Origin of the sequence: Marinobacter sp. bablab_jr008 (assembly GCF_016464145.1) — a bacterium.
Taxonomy (GTDB): Bacteria; Pseudomonadota; Gammaproteobacteria; order Pseudomonadales; family Oleiphilaceae; genus Marinobacter; species Marinobacter nauticus.
The window spans coordinates 167,011-181,614 of sequence record NZ_JACDWW010000077.1 but is presented as its reverse complement, the minus strand read 5'-3'; the positions used below and the strand labels follow the sequence as shown (position 1 = coordinate 181,614).

Sequence of the window (14,604 nt, the reverse complement as noted above, 5' to 3'; positions counted from 1 at the left end):
GATTGCTGGAGAGTGAAGGTACGCATGAGCCGAAAGCACTGACTGGGTGAATGGATGTCAGATGCTATTATATCGCTCCAAGCCTTGTTATTGCAGGCTTTGGGCGTGAGTTCAGCTCGTTGAAGTCACGGATTCAGGAAATAGAGCGGATCGCCGTTGAACGCTCTCCCTCAAGAGCCAAGCCAGACGGATAAGTCGCGCTTGATCCGTCTGGCTTGGCTCTTGAGGGAAGGCGGATCAATCGGCAATCGTGGTCGCCTTTGTTCCGTGCCTTCGCATCTTCGGTGCCCCCGCTGACTACTGGCCTGATAACTTCCCAGGGATGTCTGCAGAGTGTGGAGTGGTCTGTGAGTAGGGTGGAGTATGAGAGTCTTTCAGGACGGTCCGTATAACCACACGTTAAGTCGGACCCTGGCTGGCGCCAGTGCCGCTTAACATCCGTCGTTAACACTAGGGAGTTGAGTTTGAGCAAGACGAACAAGCATGGACTCTCCCGCTATATCCCTGCCGATATCGAAAGGGATGTCCGAGTGCGCTCAAAGTTCGGTTGTGTTTTTTGCCGATCTGCGATCTACCAATATGAACACATTGTTCCCGAGTTCAACGATGCTACAGAGCACAGCAGTGAACATATGTGCCTTTTGTGTGGACGTTGCCACGATAAGGTTACAAAAGGCCAAATATCCAAAGATAGTGTCCGACGGCAGTACGAAAAAGTTCAGACCGATGCGAATATCAAACGACCTTTTGATGACCTTGTTCTGGACAGCCAAAGCCTGACAGTAGTTCTTGGTTCTAGCATTTTTCACGGAGCAAGAACTTTGATCGAAATAGATGGCGATGCGGTTCTCGCCATTGAGCCGCCAGAAGATGGAATGTCGTTTCCAACGATCTCGGGCGAATTCTCAGACGAAAATGGAGAAGAGCTTTTCCGTATCGAACGGAACGTCTGGTCGGGTCCGCCTGACGTTGGGATATGAAAGTTGAAGGAAAGGAAATAGTTATCCGGTCCGCGCCAGGAAAAGTTGCTCTTAAATTAATTATTGAACCACCGAATAGAATAGTGGTTGAACGCCTCGATATGAGAACGAGGAGCGCTTTTTTAAGGTTAAGAAAAGGATCGCTTGAAGTTGGAAGGGTTGAAGCTGATGCTGAATATTCAGTCGGGTTGGAAAGATTTGAATGTGACGGTGCAGATGTCGGCGTGAAAGTGGACTCCGTTGGGGTGCAGGAGCCAATCTTAAAAGCTGTCCGTATGGTTGGTGGGAAAGGTTTAACCCTTGAAGGAACGGGGATCTCTCTCGGGACAGGTACATCGAGAATGACTATTCTTGGGCTATCAATTGAGCATGCAACCAAGCGGTATACAAAGAGAATGGTGTTTCCTCTCCAAGAGGATCTGCAGGGCTATAGCGAAATTTTACCACCACGCATCTGATCGGACTGGTGTTAACAATCGGCTGCACAGCGACCGATTTTCCGCCGCTTCGCGGCTCCAAACCGGCGCGTGAGCCGGGCGTTATGCATAAAAAGGCCAAGTCATGGTGTTCTGATTTTTACATTATTCTACAATAAGCTCGTTGGTCTTTGAGTATAGGAAATTGGGGCAGAGCTCTACTGTTTTGCCAATATAGATGAGGTGCCGGTCTCTGGGGGGGGGCATGTTTTCGTTAATAGGGATAGTTTTAATTGCTGGGGGAGTGAAGATCAACGATGAAGCTCCGGGTATTTCAATAATTCTTATCATTGCCGGTGTAATCATATTTGGTTGGTCTTTCACTCTGCCGCAAACAGGGCAGGCTTATGGCTAAATTTTGGCTAAGGGAGTTTCTTTCACTGTCAGATCCATCACTATCAGATTCGTAGCATAACCAGTGCAGGCACAGCGACGCCCTTTCTATTACGCCTTCGGCTCCATTTCAAGGCCGCGCGTGCTGCAAGCGTTAGGGTTCATCATGACCGATGAAATTGAATTCCTTAAAAATGAAGTCGCTAGGCTAAGGACTGAACAGCTCATAGAGGATGACCCAGTAAGAAGGCTGAGCCTCGAAAAGAAAATTGCCGAAGCCCGCGCAATTATCGAAAAGTTCGACACAAACGAACCAACGGTCAAGAATGAAACACGACCGTTCAAGGCGGAAAAAGACCAAAATAATTCAAGCAGCGGTGCTCCCCAGAAACCAAAAGCCAAACCTGCTGACAGTGCTGGGCAGACAAAGTCTCCCGTAACCAACCGCATGTCCCTCATCAAAATCGCCGAGGGTGTTATTGCGGGCGTTCTGGTGCTTGTTGTTGCTTGGGTGATTGCTCATTATTTCGGGGTTACGCTATGAAAACCCTAACAAGGCAATTAAATTCGTTCCGGCCTGCGGCCTCCACCGGACGCCCCTGTCGGGCCGCCGTTTATTGCTGGCGTTATGTTTTCTGGAGTGACAAGTGGCTTCAGCAGAGCACATAAAATATCGGAAAATGGAGTTTCGACCCAATGTGCCGGATACGCTCTTCTCCGAGGACGAGATTGAGCTACTCATCAATTATGGCTCGTGGCTTGCCGCCCTTATGCGTGGCGCAATTACTCCTGAAACACCGGCCCAAGAACGCTTCATAGAGGTTTGTAGGGGAAATAAAGAGCCGCAAAGTCAGTTCGAGAAGGTCTGGGCCAAGTACATGAAACGCAAAATCTGGGAGTCAGAGAACCCAGACTATGTGGGTAAGCAAGAGGCAGATTTGCTGCTAGATTTGGGAATCACTGGTCGTGGATGGGGCGTTTACGGTCACTTCAAGTAAGAACATAACAAGTGACTGTGGTGTCAATTCCATAAATTAAGCCATTTCACCCCGCCATGATTCCTGGTTTTTGATCATGGTATTGAGCACCACAATCATCTTTCTCATGCAGGCGATGAGGGCGACTTTCGGGATCTTTCCCTGGGCCTTCAGGCGTTCATAAAAGCGTTTGAACACCGGGTTGCACTGGATGGATGAGAGCATGGCCATGAACATCACGGTGCGGACTCTGTGGCGGCCACCTCGTATCCTTCGTTTGCCATTAAGCTTGCCACTGTCTCGGTTGATGGGCGCTACGCCGACAAGCGCCGCGATCTCCTTGCGGTTCAGTGAACCTAGTTCTGGGAGTTCACTCAGGAAGGTGTAGGCGAGCACTTTTCCAACGCCAGGCACGCTGGTCATGATCTCCATTTTGGTACGCCACTGATCCACTTTGGCCACCTCTTGCTCAATCTGCCGGGTGACCGTTTCAATCTGGTTCTGAAGCATTCGGAGCATACTTTTGATCGACCGGTGAAGGGATTTCGGCAGGATCTGGAGACGGTTTTTCTCCATGGTGGACATTTCCAGAAGCTGAGAGCGGCGGACCAGTAAGTCCTTAATCTTCTGGGAGGTTTTGTCTGGGATAGGCTTGGGCTCAGGTTTCAGTGTGGCGGCGTATTGCGCGATGACCTGTGCGTCGATGCGGTCGGTTTTGGCGAGCACGCCAATGGCCTGAGCATAACGTCGAACGCTGATGGGATTGACGATGATGATCGGCAAACCGGCTTGGTCGCAGGCTTGAACCAGGGCCTGTTCATATCGGCCAGAGGATTCAACAACGATGCGTTCGATCGCGTAGTTTTTAAGGATACGGACAAAGCGACGAATATGCGCTTCGGTATTTGGGATGGTGTAGAACTGCCCGGAGGGATGAAGAGCGATGTCCAGATTGGCTTTACCGACATCGACACCGACATTGACTGGGGTTTGGATTTCCGTGTTGTTCATAATAAGCTGACTCTGCCTTGCTATACGGGCTCGAGGCCCCGATGACTGTTCGAGTTATCGCTTGAGAGTCATGCAGCGCTGCACACTTGTTATCGGTCTCTCGACAGAGGAGCCGGTCAGGCATCGAGCTGCTGCATGAAGGCCCCCAGCGGCCACTGGGGGGTGGGCCTCAATTTACCCAAACACGGCAGAAATTATCCATACAAGGCCAGGCACAGCGACGGCTTTTCCGTTGCGGCTTCGCCTACACTACAAAGCCGCGCGTGCTGGCGGCGTTAAATTCCCAAGGAGGGACTATGAAACATCTCACCGTTTTTGGACTAGCAATACTTCTTTTCAGCTTGCCCGCGCATAGTCAGCAAGCTTGGAGAGACTGCACTCCCGGCTCTATTGGCCCTGGAGGATGCGATTCGATTGGTCCTGGAGGTGGTCGCTCCATCGGCCCCGGAGGAGGTATGTCTATTGGCCCCGGCGGCGGTTTATCAATTGGTCCTGGAGGCGGGCAATCCATCGGACCGGGTGGTGGCCAATCTATAGGGCCAGGTGGCGGAAAATCGATTACGCGCGATCGTAGCCGGGGCCTAAATACGGACACCATGCGACCGTACAATGATCCATATGGTGCGCAGCCGCCTCGAATTAATCAGTTTGGTTCAGGCTCCCAATAAAATTTAACCATGCGGTCAACCGGACGCCAAAAGCGTGCCGCTTTTGGTTCCCTCCGCTGCGCTCCGGCGCCGGTTACCATCAGCGTTATGTGGAAGGGAAGCCATGACTTGCAAGAAGTGTGAAGAAGCGGTTCAGCCGCAAAGAATAAAGCGTCCTGACGATCTCTCAAGAGCGATTTTGGCTGCGGCCAATGCAATTGAATTGGGCATCCTAAGTTATGAGGGGGCTGGAGCGTGGGGGGATCCATTTCAATCTATCGCCCGAGGGGACGGTTGGGGCGATTTTGTAAATAACTATTTCTCATGTTTGTCATGTGGGCAGTGGTTCAACCTCCAGGCTGAGACATATCACGGAAGTGGTGGTGCGTTTGAGCCAGTGCGGGAACCGGCGGAACAAATTCAGAGAGACGTTTACCCCACATAACCAGTCATTCCAGTTCGTTACGGCCACAAAAGGCGTGGCCTCCACCGGACGCCCTTGTCAGGGCGCCGCTGAATATTGGCGTGTGTTCCGGGCATGGCACAGAACTAGGGAGGTGAAAGTCCTCCTGCCAGGTGTTCGCAGAGCCGAAGGCTAGGAGAAGGGCAAGGGCGTCACCGCGAGGTGGGTCTGAAGGAAGCCCAATCCAAAGCGGCGGGGCGACGAACAGGAACCCGATACGAGGTGTGGTACACCCGGGGCGAGCGGGCACGTGACCGCGAAGCCCTCCTTCTGCGATTGGGGTGTACTTTATAAATTGGGCCGGGCCGCGTTCGGATTCACGCCGTGAAAGCTCTGTGGCTTACCCCGGGAGGTCTGCTACGTGTGGACGGACCCACTGAGAGACGAGCGATCGCCTCTGATCGCGTGGCAGAAATCAGCAGAGGGCATAGTAGGTTCGCCCGTGAACCGAAGGCCCGAACAGAGACAGGAGTCGAGAGTCCGTGCAGGGAAACGGGATGGCATCCGCAAAGCAGCTAGCGCTGCCCCTGGAGTCTCCAGGGGATGAACCCGTTGCCGGAAATCGGGAAAGCTCGCACTCCGTTCAACCCTCACCGTGGATGGCGCGTGTATTGAGCAGGGACAACCTCAATCGCGCCCTGAAACAGGTTCGACGTAACAAGGGAGCGCCGGGCATCGACGGCATGACCGTGGATGAATTGCCGGATTACCTGCGCCAACATTGGCCAGAAATCCGGCAACAGCTGCTCCGGCAGACCTACCGACCCAAACCGGTCCGGCGGGTCACCATCCCAAAGGCCAACGGAGGTTCCCGCACTCTGGGTATTCCGACGGTGCTGGACCGCTTTATCCAGCAGGCGATTGCCCAGATTATCCAACAGGACTGGGAACCCCGCTTCCACCCCCACAGCTACGGCTTTCGTCCGGGGCGCTCTGCGCATCAAGCGGTGCGATACGGACAGCGCAACGCTCGGGAAGGCTGTAACTGGGTGGTGGATCTTGATCTGGAAGCCTTCTTTGATCGGGTAAACCATGATCGGCTGATGGCTCGGCTGAAACGCCACACGCCGGACAGGCCGATGCTCAGGTTGATCAACCGGTACCTGAAGGCAGGCGTTCAGATCGACAACCGCAAAGCTCCTACACCCGAGGGCGTGCCGCAAGGTGGGCCACTGTCTCCGGTGTTGGCGAATGTGGTGCTGGACGAACTGGATTGGGAGTTGGACCGGCGCAACCTGAAATTTGCCCGCTACGCGGACGACTGTCAGATCTACGTTGGCAGTCGCCGTGCAGGCGAGCGGGTGATGGTGAGTCTGACGCGCTTTATCGAGGACTCGCTGAGGCTCACAGTGAATGCACGAAAGAGCGCGGTGGATCGGCCCTGGAAGCGAGACTTCCTGGGCTTCACCCTCAGCCGGAAAGGGCAGCGACTGAAAGTGGCTGACAAAGCCATCACCAAGCTGAAAACCCAGATCCGGACACTGAGCCGCCGAACACGTGGCCACTCACTGGCCCAGGTGATCGCAGATCTGAAAGAGACCCTGCTTGGATGGAAAGCGTACTTCGACGCAGCCGAAGTACTGAGCCCGCTGCGGGACCTGGACAAGTGGATACGGCGGAGAATGAGAAGTTACGTGTGGAAGCAATGGGGCCGAAGGGGGTATCGTGAGTTGAGGAAGCGGGGTGTCTCGGTCAGATTGGCCTGGAACACCGCCAAATCGGCCCACGGCCCGTGGCGGTTGGGTCATTCGCCGGCATTGCGGGAAGCCCTACCGGCCCGGTTGTTCCGGAGCTATGGACTGCCGGAATTGGCAGTGCGGTAACGGGTTGAGTCAAGTCACTGAATCGCCGTGGTACGTGATCCGTATGCCCGGTGATGTGGGAGGAGGGGCATCGTGAGGTGCCTCCCTATCCCGATTAAATCAGTAGTGATACCGGAGTTGGGCGATAAGCAAAGCATCATCCGTGACTTTGTAAACTATTCGGTGTTCTTCATTGATCCTACGAGACCAGTACCCGGCAAGGCTGTGTTTGAGGGGCTCGGGTTTACCAACACCTTCGAAAGGCTCTCGCTTCGTCTCTTTTATCAGCTTGTTGATTCGGTTAAGAATCTTTTTGTCGGTTTTCTGCCAGTACAGATAGTCTTCCCAGGCGTTCTCGGAGAAGATGAGTTTCATTCAAGAAGTTCCTTTTCTTGACCGTCGCCTTGCTCCAGCTCGGCAACGGATTCCAGCAAACGCCGAGCGTTTTTTGGTGCGCGAAGAAGGTATGCAGTTTCTTGCAGCGCCTCGTAGTCCTCCAGGGAGATCATTACCACTGACTGCGACTTGCTCCGTGTGATGATCACAGGGGAATGGTCTTCACAGACCTGCTCCATGGTTTTTGCTAGATTGGTTCTAGCGGCTGTGTAGCTAATGGCATCCATAAGGTTGCTCCTGTACAGGATGTTGGTCATGGACAGGTTACCGTACGCCAAAGGATTTAACAATCGGCTGCACAGCGACCGATTTTCCGCCGCTTCGCGGCTCCAAACCGGCGCGTGAGCCGGGCGTTAGCACCTCAGGTCCGACGGCTGTCGTTCACGTCGTCCGCAAGCCAAGCCTTGATCAGCGATTGATAGGGCATGTCCCGCTTGTTGGCTTCGATTTTGATCCGATCAAGCAGAGGTTCCGGCAATCGGAGTGAGATCGTCTTGGTTGAGGGTTTCAGTTTCGGGAACGAAGCCGGCTTAGCCTGACTCCAGTCCAGGTAATCGGTGGAATCGTGGGTTTCCCAAAACTCCCGCTCTTCTGCTTCGGTTTTAAACTCAGGCATCTTTTTTAGTTTGCTCATAAACAGCCCTCTCTTTTCGGTGCATGTCGCGAGCGGAAATCACCCGAATCAGCGTTCCGTTCTGCCTCAGTGTGAATGTGATGTGGAGCAATCTCTCGTCATCTGTTTCACCAAGGGCATGAAAGCGGGCCTCAGCCTGGCTATGTTTGAAGTCTTCCAACACCAGAAGCGGCTCATTAAAGAAAATCTCTTCCGCTTCAGACTGGTTCACGCCGTGTTTCTCCGCGTTCTTACGGGAGTTGCCTTCGTCCCAGTCAAAGCCAGTAACTTGTGCCCAATTGATCATAAAAGTATATTATCAGCATATACGCAGTCGTCAACAAGTGCTAACCAATGCAGGCACGGCGATGCTCACTACATTGCGCCTTCGGCTCCATTCCGTGGGCGCGCATGCTGCAAGCGTTATGCGCTACGGAATAGTTGAGAGTATGGCATCGGGTGTATCGAATAAATTAACGGGATAGGTTTTTTGTGCACCTAGTGTCGGCGGTACTGGGGTAGAACCCCCACTCCATCCCGTTACCCAGCAGCCAGCATCGCTTTTGATCACGACTCATCGCCATTTATAGGGCTGGCAGTATTTCTTGCAGGAGGGTGAACAACTCAAAGTTGTCGCTGGCTGAGGTTGGCGACTACGCTGACATCTGAATACATGGTTCACCATGCTTTTCAGTCAGCGGAGGTGGCATGAGGTTTCCCTCAAGCACTGCATTCGCATTAGTGGGCGCGGGGTTGATTGCGATCAGCTTCGGCTTTGCGCGCTTTGCATTCGGCCTGTTCGTTCCGCCCATTCGTGCGGATCTGTCTTTGTCGCCCCATGTGGTCGGTATCATCGGTGCACTCCCTCTGATCAGTTTTGCGCTGGCGTCGGGGTTGCTGGCCTGTGTGGCGCCGTGGTTGCCGATCTGGCAGACCGCAATAATCCGCCGATCACCCAGGCATTGATGTTGATGATGCTTGCGGCGAGTCTGGCTCTGTTGGCTGCCAGTCCAGACAACCTGCCGCTGGCAGCTTTTTCAGCCCTGGTGTTCGGCCTGGCCTATATGAGTCTGACCGGGCTGTACCTGATGACAGGGATTCGTTTGTTGCCGGGGCGGCTGTCCATGGGGCCGGTGCTGCCATTCATGGCGGTGTCTCTGGGACAGGCAGCGGGCTCGCCTGTGGTCGGTATGCTGGTGGGGCAGGTGGGGTATGCCAATGCCTTTGGATTCTTCTGTGCGATTGGCATTGTGGTGGCCATGTTTTCCCCCCTATACCCGCGCTATCTGGAGCAGGAACCGGAGGAGGAGACGGAAGACGAAACCGGGCTCCAGGCTGCTTACGATTACCAGCTTCAGAACGAACAGGGCGAGCCTTTCCGGTACAAGCGCATGGGCAAGCATTAGGTGCAACAGAAAGCAGAAACCCGGCCGTGGCCGGGTTTCCTGGGGTTGGGCGGTATTCGATTATTGCTTCAGTCCCATTTCCTCAATCGAGATTTCCCGCATCTTGAACTTCTGGATCTTCCCGGTCACGGTCATCGGGAATGCATCCACAAACTTGTAGTTTTTGGGAATCTTGAAGTGGGCGATCTTGCCCTTGCAGAAGGCCTGCAGGTCCTCTGCGGTTACCGGGTCTGCATCGGGCCGCAGTTTCACCCAGGCAATCAGCTCTTCACCGTACTTCTCGTCCGGAATACCGGTTACCTGCACCTCTTCAATGGCGGGGTGGGTGTAGAGGAACTCTTCGATCTCTTTCGGGTAGATGTTTTCACCACCGCGGATCACCATGTCCTTGATGCGGCCCACGATCTGGATGTAACCATCCTCGTCCATGGTCGCCAGGTCGCCGGTGTGCATCCAGCCGGCATCGTCGATGGCTTCGCGGGTCTTTTCCTCGTTGTTCCAGTACTTCAGCATTACGCTGTAGCCGCGGGTACACAGTTCGCCAATCTCACCGCGGGGCATGACGTTACCGGTGCCCGGGTCGACAATCTTGGTTTCCAGGTGCGGCTGGGTGCGGCCCACGGTGGTGACCTGCTTCTCGAACGGGTCGAGGGAACTGGTCTGGGTGGAAACCGGGCTGGTTTCCGTCATGCCGTAGGCAATCTGCACTTCCTTCATGTGCATTTTGCCGTTGACCTTCTTCATTACTTCGGCGGGGCAGATGGAACCTGCCATGATGCCGGTGCGCAGGGTGGAAAGGTCGTAGCTGTCGAACTCCGGGTCGGCCAGTTCGGCGATGAACATGGTGGGCACACCGTACAAGGCCGTGGCTTTTTCCTGGTGGACCGCCTGGAGTACGGTTTTCGGGTCAAAGCCTTCGCTCGGGTAGATCATGGCGGTGCCATGGGTGATGCAGCCCAGGTTGCCCATCACCATGCCGAAGCAATGGTAGAGCGGCACTGGAATCACCAGCCGGTCGTTCTCGGTCAGGCGCTGGCTTTCACCAACAAAATAGCCGTTGTTCAGAATGTTGTGGTGGGTGAGCGTGGCGCCTTTCGGGTTGCCGGTGGTACCGGAGGTGAACTGGATATTGATGGGGTCGTCGAACTGCAGCTCATCCTGACGCTTGGCAAGGTCCGCCTCTGATACGTCGCCGGCAAAGCCCAGGAAATCCTGCCAGGTCCACATACCCTCGTGGTTATCCGGGTGTACGTTAATGACCGCCCGGAGATCGGGGACGTTGTCAGCTTTGAGTTTACCGGGTGCGCTGCGCTTCAGTTCCGGGGCCAGCTCGTAGATCATCTCCCGGTAGTTGGAGGTTTTGAAGCTGTCGGCGGTAACCAGAACGCTGATGCCGGCCAGATTCATGGCGTACTTCAGCTCGTGCACACCGTAGGCCGGGTTGATGTTTACCAGAATGGCGCCTACTTTCGCAGTCGCAAACTGGGTAACGGTCCATTCGTAACGGTTGGGTGACCAGATGCCCACGCGGTCGCCACGCTTGACGCCGATGGCCATGAACGCCCGGGCCGCCTCGTTCACCTTGTCGACGAACTCTTTGTAAGTCCAGCGAATGTCCTGGTGCAGGCACACCAGAGCCTCGTTGTCGGGAAACTGTTGGGCGGTGCGGTCCAGCATATCGCCGATGGTCATGCCCAGCAGTGGCTTTTCTGCGATACCGCTGGTGTAACTTGGGAGAGTCTTGCTCATGTCTCTGCCTCCATTGTTTTTGTAGTTGAGGGCTGGAAAGTTACTGGCACAGGCCCCCGAGTGCCTGGCCCACTTTAGAGCCGTTATGACGTTTCAGTTGCGCGCAGATCCAGTCGCCGGTTTTCACCAGCTTGTTCAGATCCACGCCGGTATCGATGCCCAGGCCGTTAAGCAGGTATAGCACGTCTTCGGTGGCTACGTTGCCAGATGCCCCTTTGGCATAAGGGCAGCCGCCCAGACCGGCCACAGAGGCGTCAATCACGCTTACGCCCTCTTCCAGTACTGCGTACAGGTTGGCCAGGGCCTGGCCATAGGTGTCGTGGAAATGCGCCGCCAGTTTGTCCATGGGCACATGGGCGGCCACGGCTTCGAGCATCCGCTTGGCTTTCAGGGGCGTACCCACGCCGATGGTGTCGCCCAGGGATATTTCGTGACAGCCCATGTCGTACAGGGCCTTGGCCACGGTGGCCACTTGTGCCGGTTGGATATCGCCCTCGTACGGGCAGCCCATCACGGTAGACACGTAACCGCGTACGGGAATGCCGTGTTTGCGGGCTTCTTCAACCACCGGTGCAAAGCGCTCCAGGCTTTCAGCAATCGTGCAGTTGATGTTCTTTTGGGTGAAGGACTCCGATGCCGCACCGAATACCGCTACTTCGTCGGCCCCGGCCGCCAGGGCGCCCTCGAATCCTTTCAGGTTCGGGGTGAGGGCCGAGTAGCGAACGCCGGGTTTACGGGTGATGCCGGCCATCACTGCGGCCGCGTCGCCCATTTGCGGCACCCATTTGGGTGATACGAAGCTGGCGGCCTCGATGTGACTGAGACCGCAATCGGCCAGCCGGTCGATCAGGCCGGTTTTGACCTCGGTGGCGATCACATCGCCGGGCTCATTCTGAAGCCCGTCCCTGGGGCTCATTTCCACCAACCGAGCCTGCTTCGGAAAGGCCATTATTCTGCCTCCCCGGTGTCGATGGCGATGAGTTCCGCACCCTCGGCCACCTGGTCACCCTCGGCGTAGAAAATCTCGGAAACCACACCATCGGCGGGCGCCTTGATGGCGTGTTCCATTTTCATGGCTTCCATGATCACCAGCGTCTGGCCGGCCGTTACCTTGTCGCCTACCTGGGCCTGAATCGCCACTACGGAGCCGTTCATGGGCGCCGCCAGGCTGCCTTCGCTGGCCATTTCCTCAAACCCGTAGGTTTCCCGGTATACGGTGCACTTGAAGGTATCGCCCTCGTAGAAGAGCACCAGTTCTTCGTTGTGCAGGTTGCCGTGCACGCTTAGCCGGTGGCCGTTGATCACCGCCTGCAGGTAATCGTCATTCAGTTTGGCGTTCAGGTGGTACACGCTGCCGCCCACGAACACCTGGTAGCGGTCATCCCGTTCCAGGATCTTGAGCTCGTGTTTATCGTCGCCCACCTGAAGGGTGAGAGGCTGGGCGTATTCGGAGTTCATGCGCCAGCTGTTCTTGCGGCCGAACGGCGACCAGGGATCGCCGGTAACCGGTTCCGCTGATTTGCGTTGCTCCAGGATGAATCCAGCGGCAAGCACCAGTGCCTTGTCCAGATCCAGTCTGGATTTCGGGAACAGCAGGTCGTTGTGAGTGGCAATGAAGTTGGTGGTCAGTTCGGCTTCGCGGAATGGCTGCGCATCCACCGCCGCGTGCAGGAACCGGATATTGGTTTTCAGCCCGGCGATACGGTAGTGCTCCAGGGCCTGAACCATGCGGTTGACCGCCTGTTCGCGGGTCTCGTCCCACACGATGAGTTTGGCAATCATCGGGTCGTAGTGGATGCTGATTTCATCGCCTTCGGTCACGCCGGTATCTACCCGCACGTGGGCAGACTCATCCGGAGTGCTGAGGTAACGCAGGGTTCCGGTGGCTGGCAGGAAGTCCTGATCCGGATCTTCGGCGTAGATACGCGCCTCGATGGCGTGGCCACGGGTCTTTACCTGGTCCTGGGTCAGCGGCAGGGGCTCACCCCAGGCCACTTTCAGTTGCCATTCCACCAGATCCTGGCCGGTGACCATTTCGGTGACCGGGTGTTCTACCTGCAGGCGGGTATTCATTTCCATGAAGAAGAAGGAACCGTCCACGTCGTACAGAAACTCGACGGTGCCGGCGCCCACGTAGTTGATGGCCTGGGCCGCCCGCACCGCGGCTTCGCCCATGGCTTTGCGGGTGTCTTCACTGAGGCCGGGGGCGGGCGCTTCTTCCAGCACTTTCTGGTGCCGGCGCTGCACGGAGCAGTCCCGCTCGGCCAGATAGATGCCGTTGCCGGATTGATCGCAGAACACCTGGATTTCGACATGGCGTGGCTGGGTCAGGTAGCGCTCGATCAGCATGTCCGGGTTGCCGAACGCATTTTTTGCCTCGCGCTGGGCCGCGGCCAGGGCATCGTCGAATTCGGCCATGTTTTCGACCACCCGCATGCCTTTGCCGCCACCGCCGGCAACCGCTTTCAGCAGCAGCGGGAAACCGCATTTTTCGGCTTCAGCCCGCAGCAAGTCCGGCGACTGGTCCTTGCCGTGGTAGCCCGGCACCAGCGGTACACCGGCGTCTTCCATGATCGCTTTTGCCGCGGACTTGGAGCCCATGGCGGCGATGGCGGAAGAGGGCGGGCCGATGAAGACGATATCGTTGGCTTCGCAGGCTTCTGCGAAGTCGGTGTTTTCAGACAGGAAGCCGTACCCCGGGTGGATAGCCTGGGCACCGCTTTCTTTGGCAATCTCGATAATCTTGTCGGCCCGCAGGTAGCTCTCAGAGCTGGGGGCGGGGCCGATGTAGAAGGCCTCATCGGCCATGGCCACGTGCCGGGCGTTGGCGTCGGCTTCGGAATAGACCGCTACGCAACGGATGCCCATTCGATGGGCCGTCTGGATGATCCGGCAGGCGATTTCGCCCCGGTTGGCTATCAGGATCTTGTTAAACATTATTGTGTCTCCGGAATCCAACTGGCCTTTCGTTTGTTCAGGAAAGCGCTAAGCCCTTCCTGGCCTTCTTCGCCCACACGAATATCAGCGATGCGCTGCGCGGTGTCGTCAATCACTTCGGAGGTGATGGTCTTGTGGCTGACCGCAAAGACCAGTTCTTTGGCTGCTTTCATGGCTTCGGGACCGTTCAGCGCAAGTTGCAGTAGCAGCTCGTCGCAACGCTGGTGCATGGCCTGTTCGTCTTCGCACACCAGGTGAACCAGGCCGTAGTGCTGCGCCTCCTGAGCACTGAAGACTTCCGCCGACAGGAAGTAGCGCCGGGCCTGACGTTCGCCGATGGCTCGCACCACATAGGGGCTGATCACGGCCGGAATCAGGCCGAGTTTGACTTCGCTCAGGCAGAAGCTGGCTTTTTCAGTGGCCAGCACGATGTCGCAGCAGGCCGCTAGGCCGACCGCGCCGCCGAAGGCCGCGCCCTGCACCAGGCCGATCACGGGCTTGGACAGGTGGTTCAGGGTGTTCATCAGACGGGCCAGTTCCCGGGAGTCGTCCAGGTTTTCCTGGCGGGTGTTGTCCGCCATGCGGCGCATCCAGCCCAGGTCGGCACCGGCAGAAAAGTGTTTGCCCTCTGAGCGCAGGATAACAATCTGGGTTTGCTCATCCCGGTCCACGTGTTCCAGTGCCTGAATCAGCTGCTGGATGATCACGTCGTCGAAGGCATTGCGTTTGTCCGGGCGGTTCAACACCACTTCCGAGACGCCATCGCCCCGTTGGTGCAGCAGAACCGCTGTGTCTTGCTGTGACATGGCTGCGC

At 56.2% G+C, this 14,604-nt stretch carries 16 protein-coding genes; 7 read left to right on the top strand and 9 right to left on the bottom strand.

Annotated elements, in window-relative coordinates:
• The first annotated feature begins 464 nt into the window (after positions 1 to 464).
• The 4 genes from JIF53_RS16625 to maoP all read left to right on the top strand — a co-directional run bounded on the left by JIF53_RS16625 (position 465) and on the right by maoP (position 2,787).
• Entirely contained in the window at positions 465 to 980 is a 516-nt protein-coding gene (locus JIF53_RS16625; protein ID WP_199453421.1) for a hypothetical protein, read from the top strand.
• The gene (locus JIF53_RS16620; RefSeq protein ID WP_199453419.1) at positions 977 to 1,438 is read left to right on the top strand and encodes a hypothetical protein; all 462 of its coding nucleotides are present in this window, start codon (positions 977 to 979) and stop codon (positions 1,436 to 1,438) included. Before JIF53_RS16625 ends, JIF53_RS16620 begins: the two co-directional genes overlap by 4 nt.
• Positions 1,439 to 1,955: 517 nt before the next feature.
• On the top strand, positions 1,956 to 2,333 hold the full coding sequence (locus tag JIF53_RS16615) for a hypothetical protein (protein WP_199453417.1): 378 nt from the start codon (positions 1,956 to 1,958) through the stop codon (positions 2,331 to 2,333).
• Between the two features lie 103 nt (positions 2,334 to 2,436).
• Complete coding sequence (gene maoP / locus JIF53_RS16610) at positions 2,437 to 2,787, top strand: DUF413 domain-containing protein (RefSeq protein WP_199453415.1); 351 nt, start codon at positions 2,437 to 2,439, stop codon at positions 2,785 to 2,787.
• Between the two features lie 36 nt (positions 2,788 to 2,823).
• Here the strand turns inward: maoP and JIF53_RS16605 are convergent, their stop codons facing one another.
• Positions 2,824 to 3,777, bottom strand: coding sequence for an IS110 family transposase (locus JIF53_RS16605; RefSeq protein ID WP_199453413.1), 954 nt, complete (start codon positions 3,775 to 3,777; stop codon positions 2,824 to 2,826).
• Between the two features lie 1,607 nt (positions 3,778 to 5,384).
• On the opposite strand from JIF53_RS16605, the gene ltrA reads away from it, so the two are divergent.
• Entirely contained in the window at positions 5,385 to 6,710 is a 1,326-nt protein-coding gene (gene ltrA, locus JIF53_RS16600) for a group II intron reverse transcriptase/maturase (protein ID WP_199453411.1), read from the top strand.
• Between the two features lie 99 nt (positions 6,711 to 6,809).
• On the opposite strand, the gene JIF53_RS16595 is transcribed toward ltrA, so the two are convergent.
• The 4 genes from JIF53_RS16595 to JIF53_RS16580 form a co-directional block, all read right to left on the bottom strand.
• On the bottom strand, positions 6,810 to 7,064 hold the full coding sequence (locus JIF53_RS16595) for a Txe/YoeB family addiction module toxin (protein ID WP_008938367.1): 255 nt from the start codon (positions 7,062 to 7,064) through the stop codon (positions 6,810 to 6,812).
• Positions 7,061 to 7,312 (bottom strand): type II toxin-antitoxin system Phd/YefM family antitoxin, encoded by a 252-nt coding sequence (locus JIF53_RS16590; protein WP_199453409.1) that lies wholly within the window; start codon positions 7,310 to 7,312, stop codon positions 7,061 to 7,063. Before JIF53_RS16590 ends, JIF53_RS16595 begins: the two co-directional genes overlap by 4 nt.
• Before the next feature lie 134 nt (positions 7,313 to 7,446).
• On the bottom strand, positions 7,447 to 7,719 hold the full coding sequence (locus JIF53_RS16585; RefSeq protein WP_199453407.1) for a BrnA antitoxin family protein: 273 nt from the start codon (positions 7,717 to 7,719) through the stop codon (positions 7,447 to 7,449).
• A complete protein-coding gene (locus tag JIF53_RS16580) occupies positions 7,694 to 8,005 on the bottom strand; it encodes a BrnT family toxin (protein ID WP_199453405.1) in 312 nt (103 codons plus the stop codon). The genes JIF53_RS16585 and JIF53_RS16580 overlap by 26 nt, the downstream gene beginning before the upstream one ends.
• Before the next feature lie 401 nt (positions 8,006 to 8,406).
• On the opposite strand from JIF53_RS16580, the gene JIF53_RS19510 reads away from it, so the two are divergent.
• Together JIF53_RS19510 and JIF53_RS16575 are read left to right on the top strand one after the other, a co-directional pair.
• Positions 8,407 to 8,664: a hypothetical protein gene (locus tag JIF53_RS19510; protein ID WP_228285593.1), complete on the top strand. Its 258-nt coding sequence runs from the start codon at positions 8,407 to 8,409 to the stop codon at positions 8,662 to 8,664.
• Positions 8,613 to 9,104 (top strand): hypothetical protein, encoded by a 492-nt coding sequence (locus JIF53_RS16575; RefSeq protein WP_228285592.1) that lies wholly within the window; start codon positions 8,613 to 8,615, stop codon positions 9,102 to 9,104. The genes JIF53_RS19510 and JIF53_RS16575 overlap by 52 nt, the downstream gene beginning before the upstream one ends.
• Before the next feature lie 60 nt (positions 9,105 to 9,164).
• On the opposite strand, the gene JIF53_RS16570 is transcribed toward JIF53_RS16575, so the two are convergent.
• Genes JIF53_RS16570 through JIF53_RS16555 form a run of 4 tightly spaced genes read right to left on the bottom strand, consistent with a single transcriptional unit; the run spans position 9,165 to position 14,596 of the window.
• Positions 9,165 to 10,853: an AMP-binding protein gene (locus JIF53_RS16570; RefSeq protein ID WP_014420925.1), complete on the bottom strand. Its 1,689-nt coding sequence runs from the start codon at positions 10,851 to 10,853 to the stop codon at positions 9,165 to 9,167.
• Positions 10,854 to 10,893: 40 nt separating this feature from the next.
• A complete protein-coding gene (locus JIF53_RS16565) occupies positions 10,894 to 11,802 on the bottom strand; it encodes a hydroxymethylglutaryl-CoA lyase (protein ID WP_199453403.1) in 909 nt (302 codons plus the stop codon).
• Positions 11,802 to 13,790, bottom strand: a complete 1,989-nt coding sequence (locus tag JIF53_RS16560; protein WP_014420927.1) for an acetyl/propionyl/methylcrotonyl-CoA carboxylase subunit alpha — start codon at positions 13,788 to 13,790, stop codon at positions 11,802 to 11,804. The genes JIF53_RS16565 and JIF53_RS16560 overlap by 1 nt, the downstream gene beginning before the upstream one ends.
• Positions 13,790 to 14,596: an enoyl-CoA hydratase-related protein gene (locus tag JIF53_RS16555; protein ID WP_014420928.1), complete on the bottom strand. Its 807-nt coding sequence runs from the start codon at positions 14,594 to 14,596 to the stop codon at positions 13,790 to 13,792. The genes JIF53_RS16560 and JIF53_RS16555 overlap by 1 nt, the downstream gene beginning before the upstream one ends.
• Positions 14,597 to 14,604 lie beyond the last annotated feature (8 nt).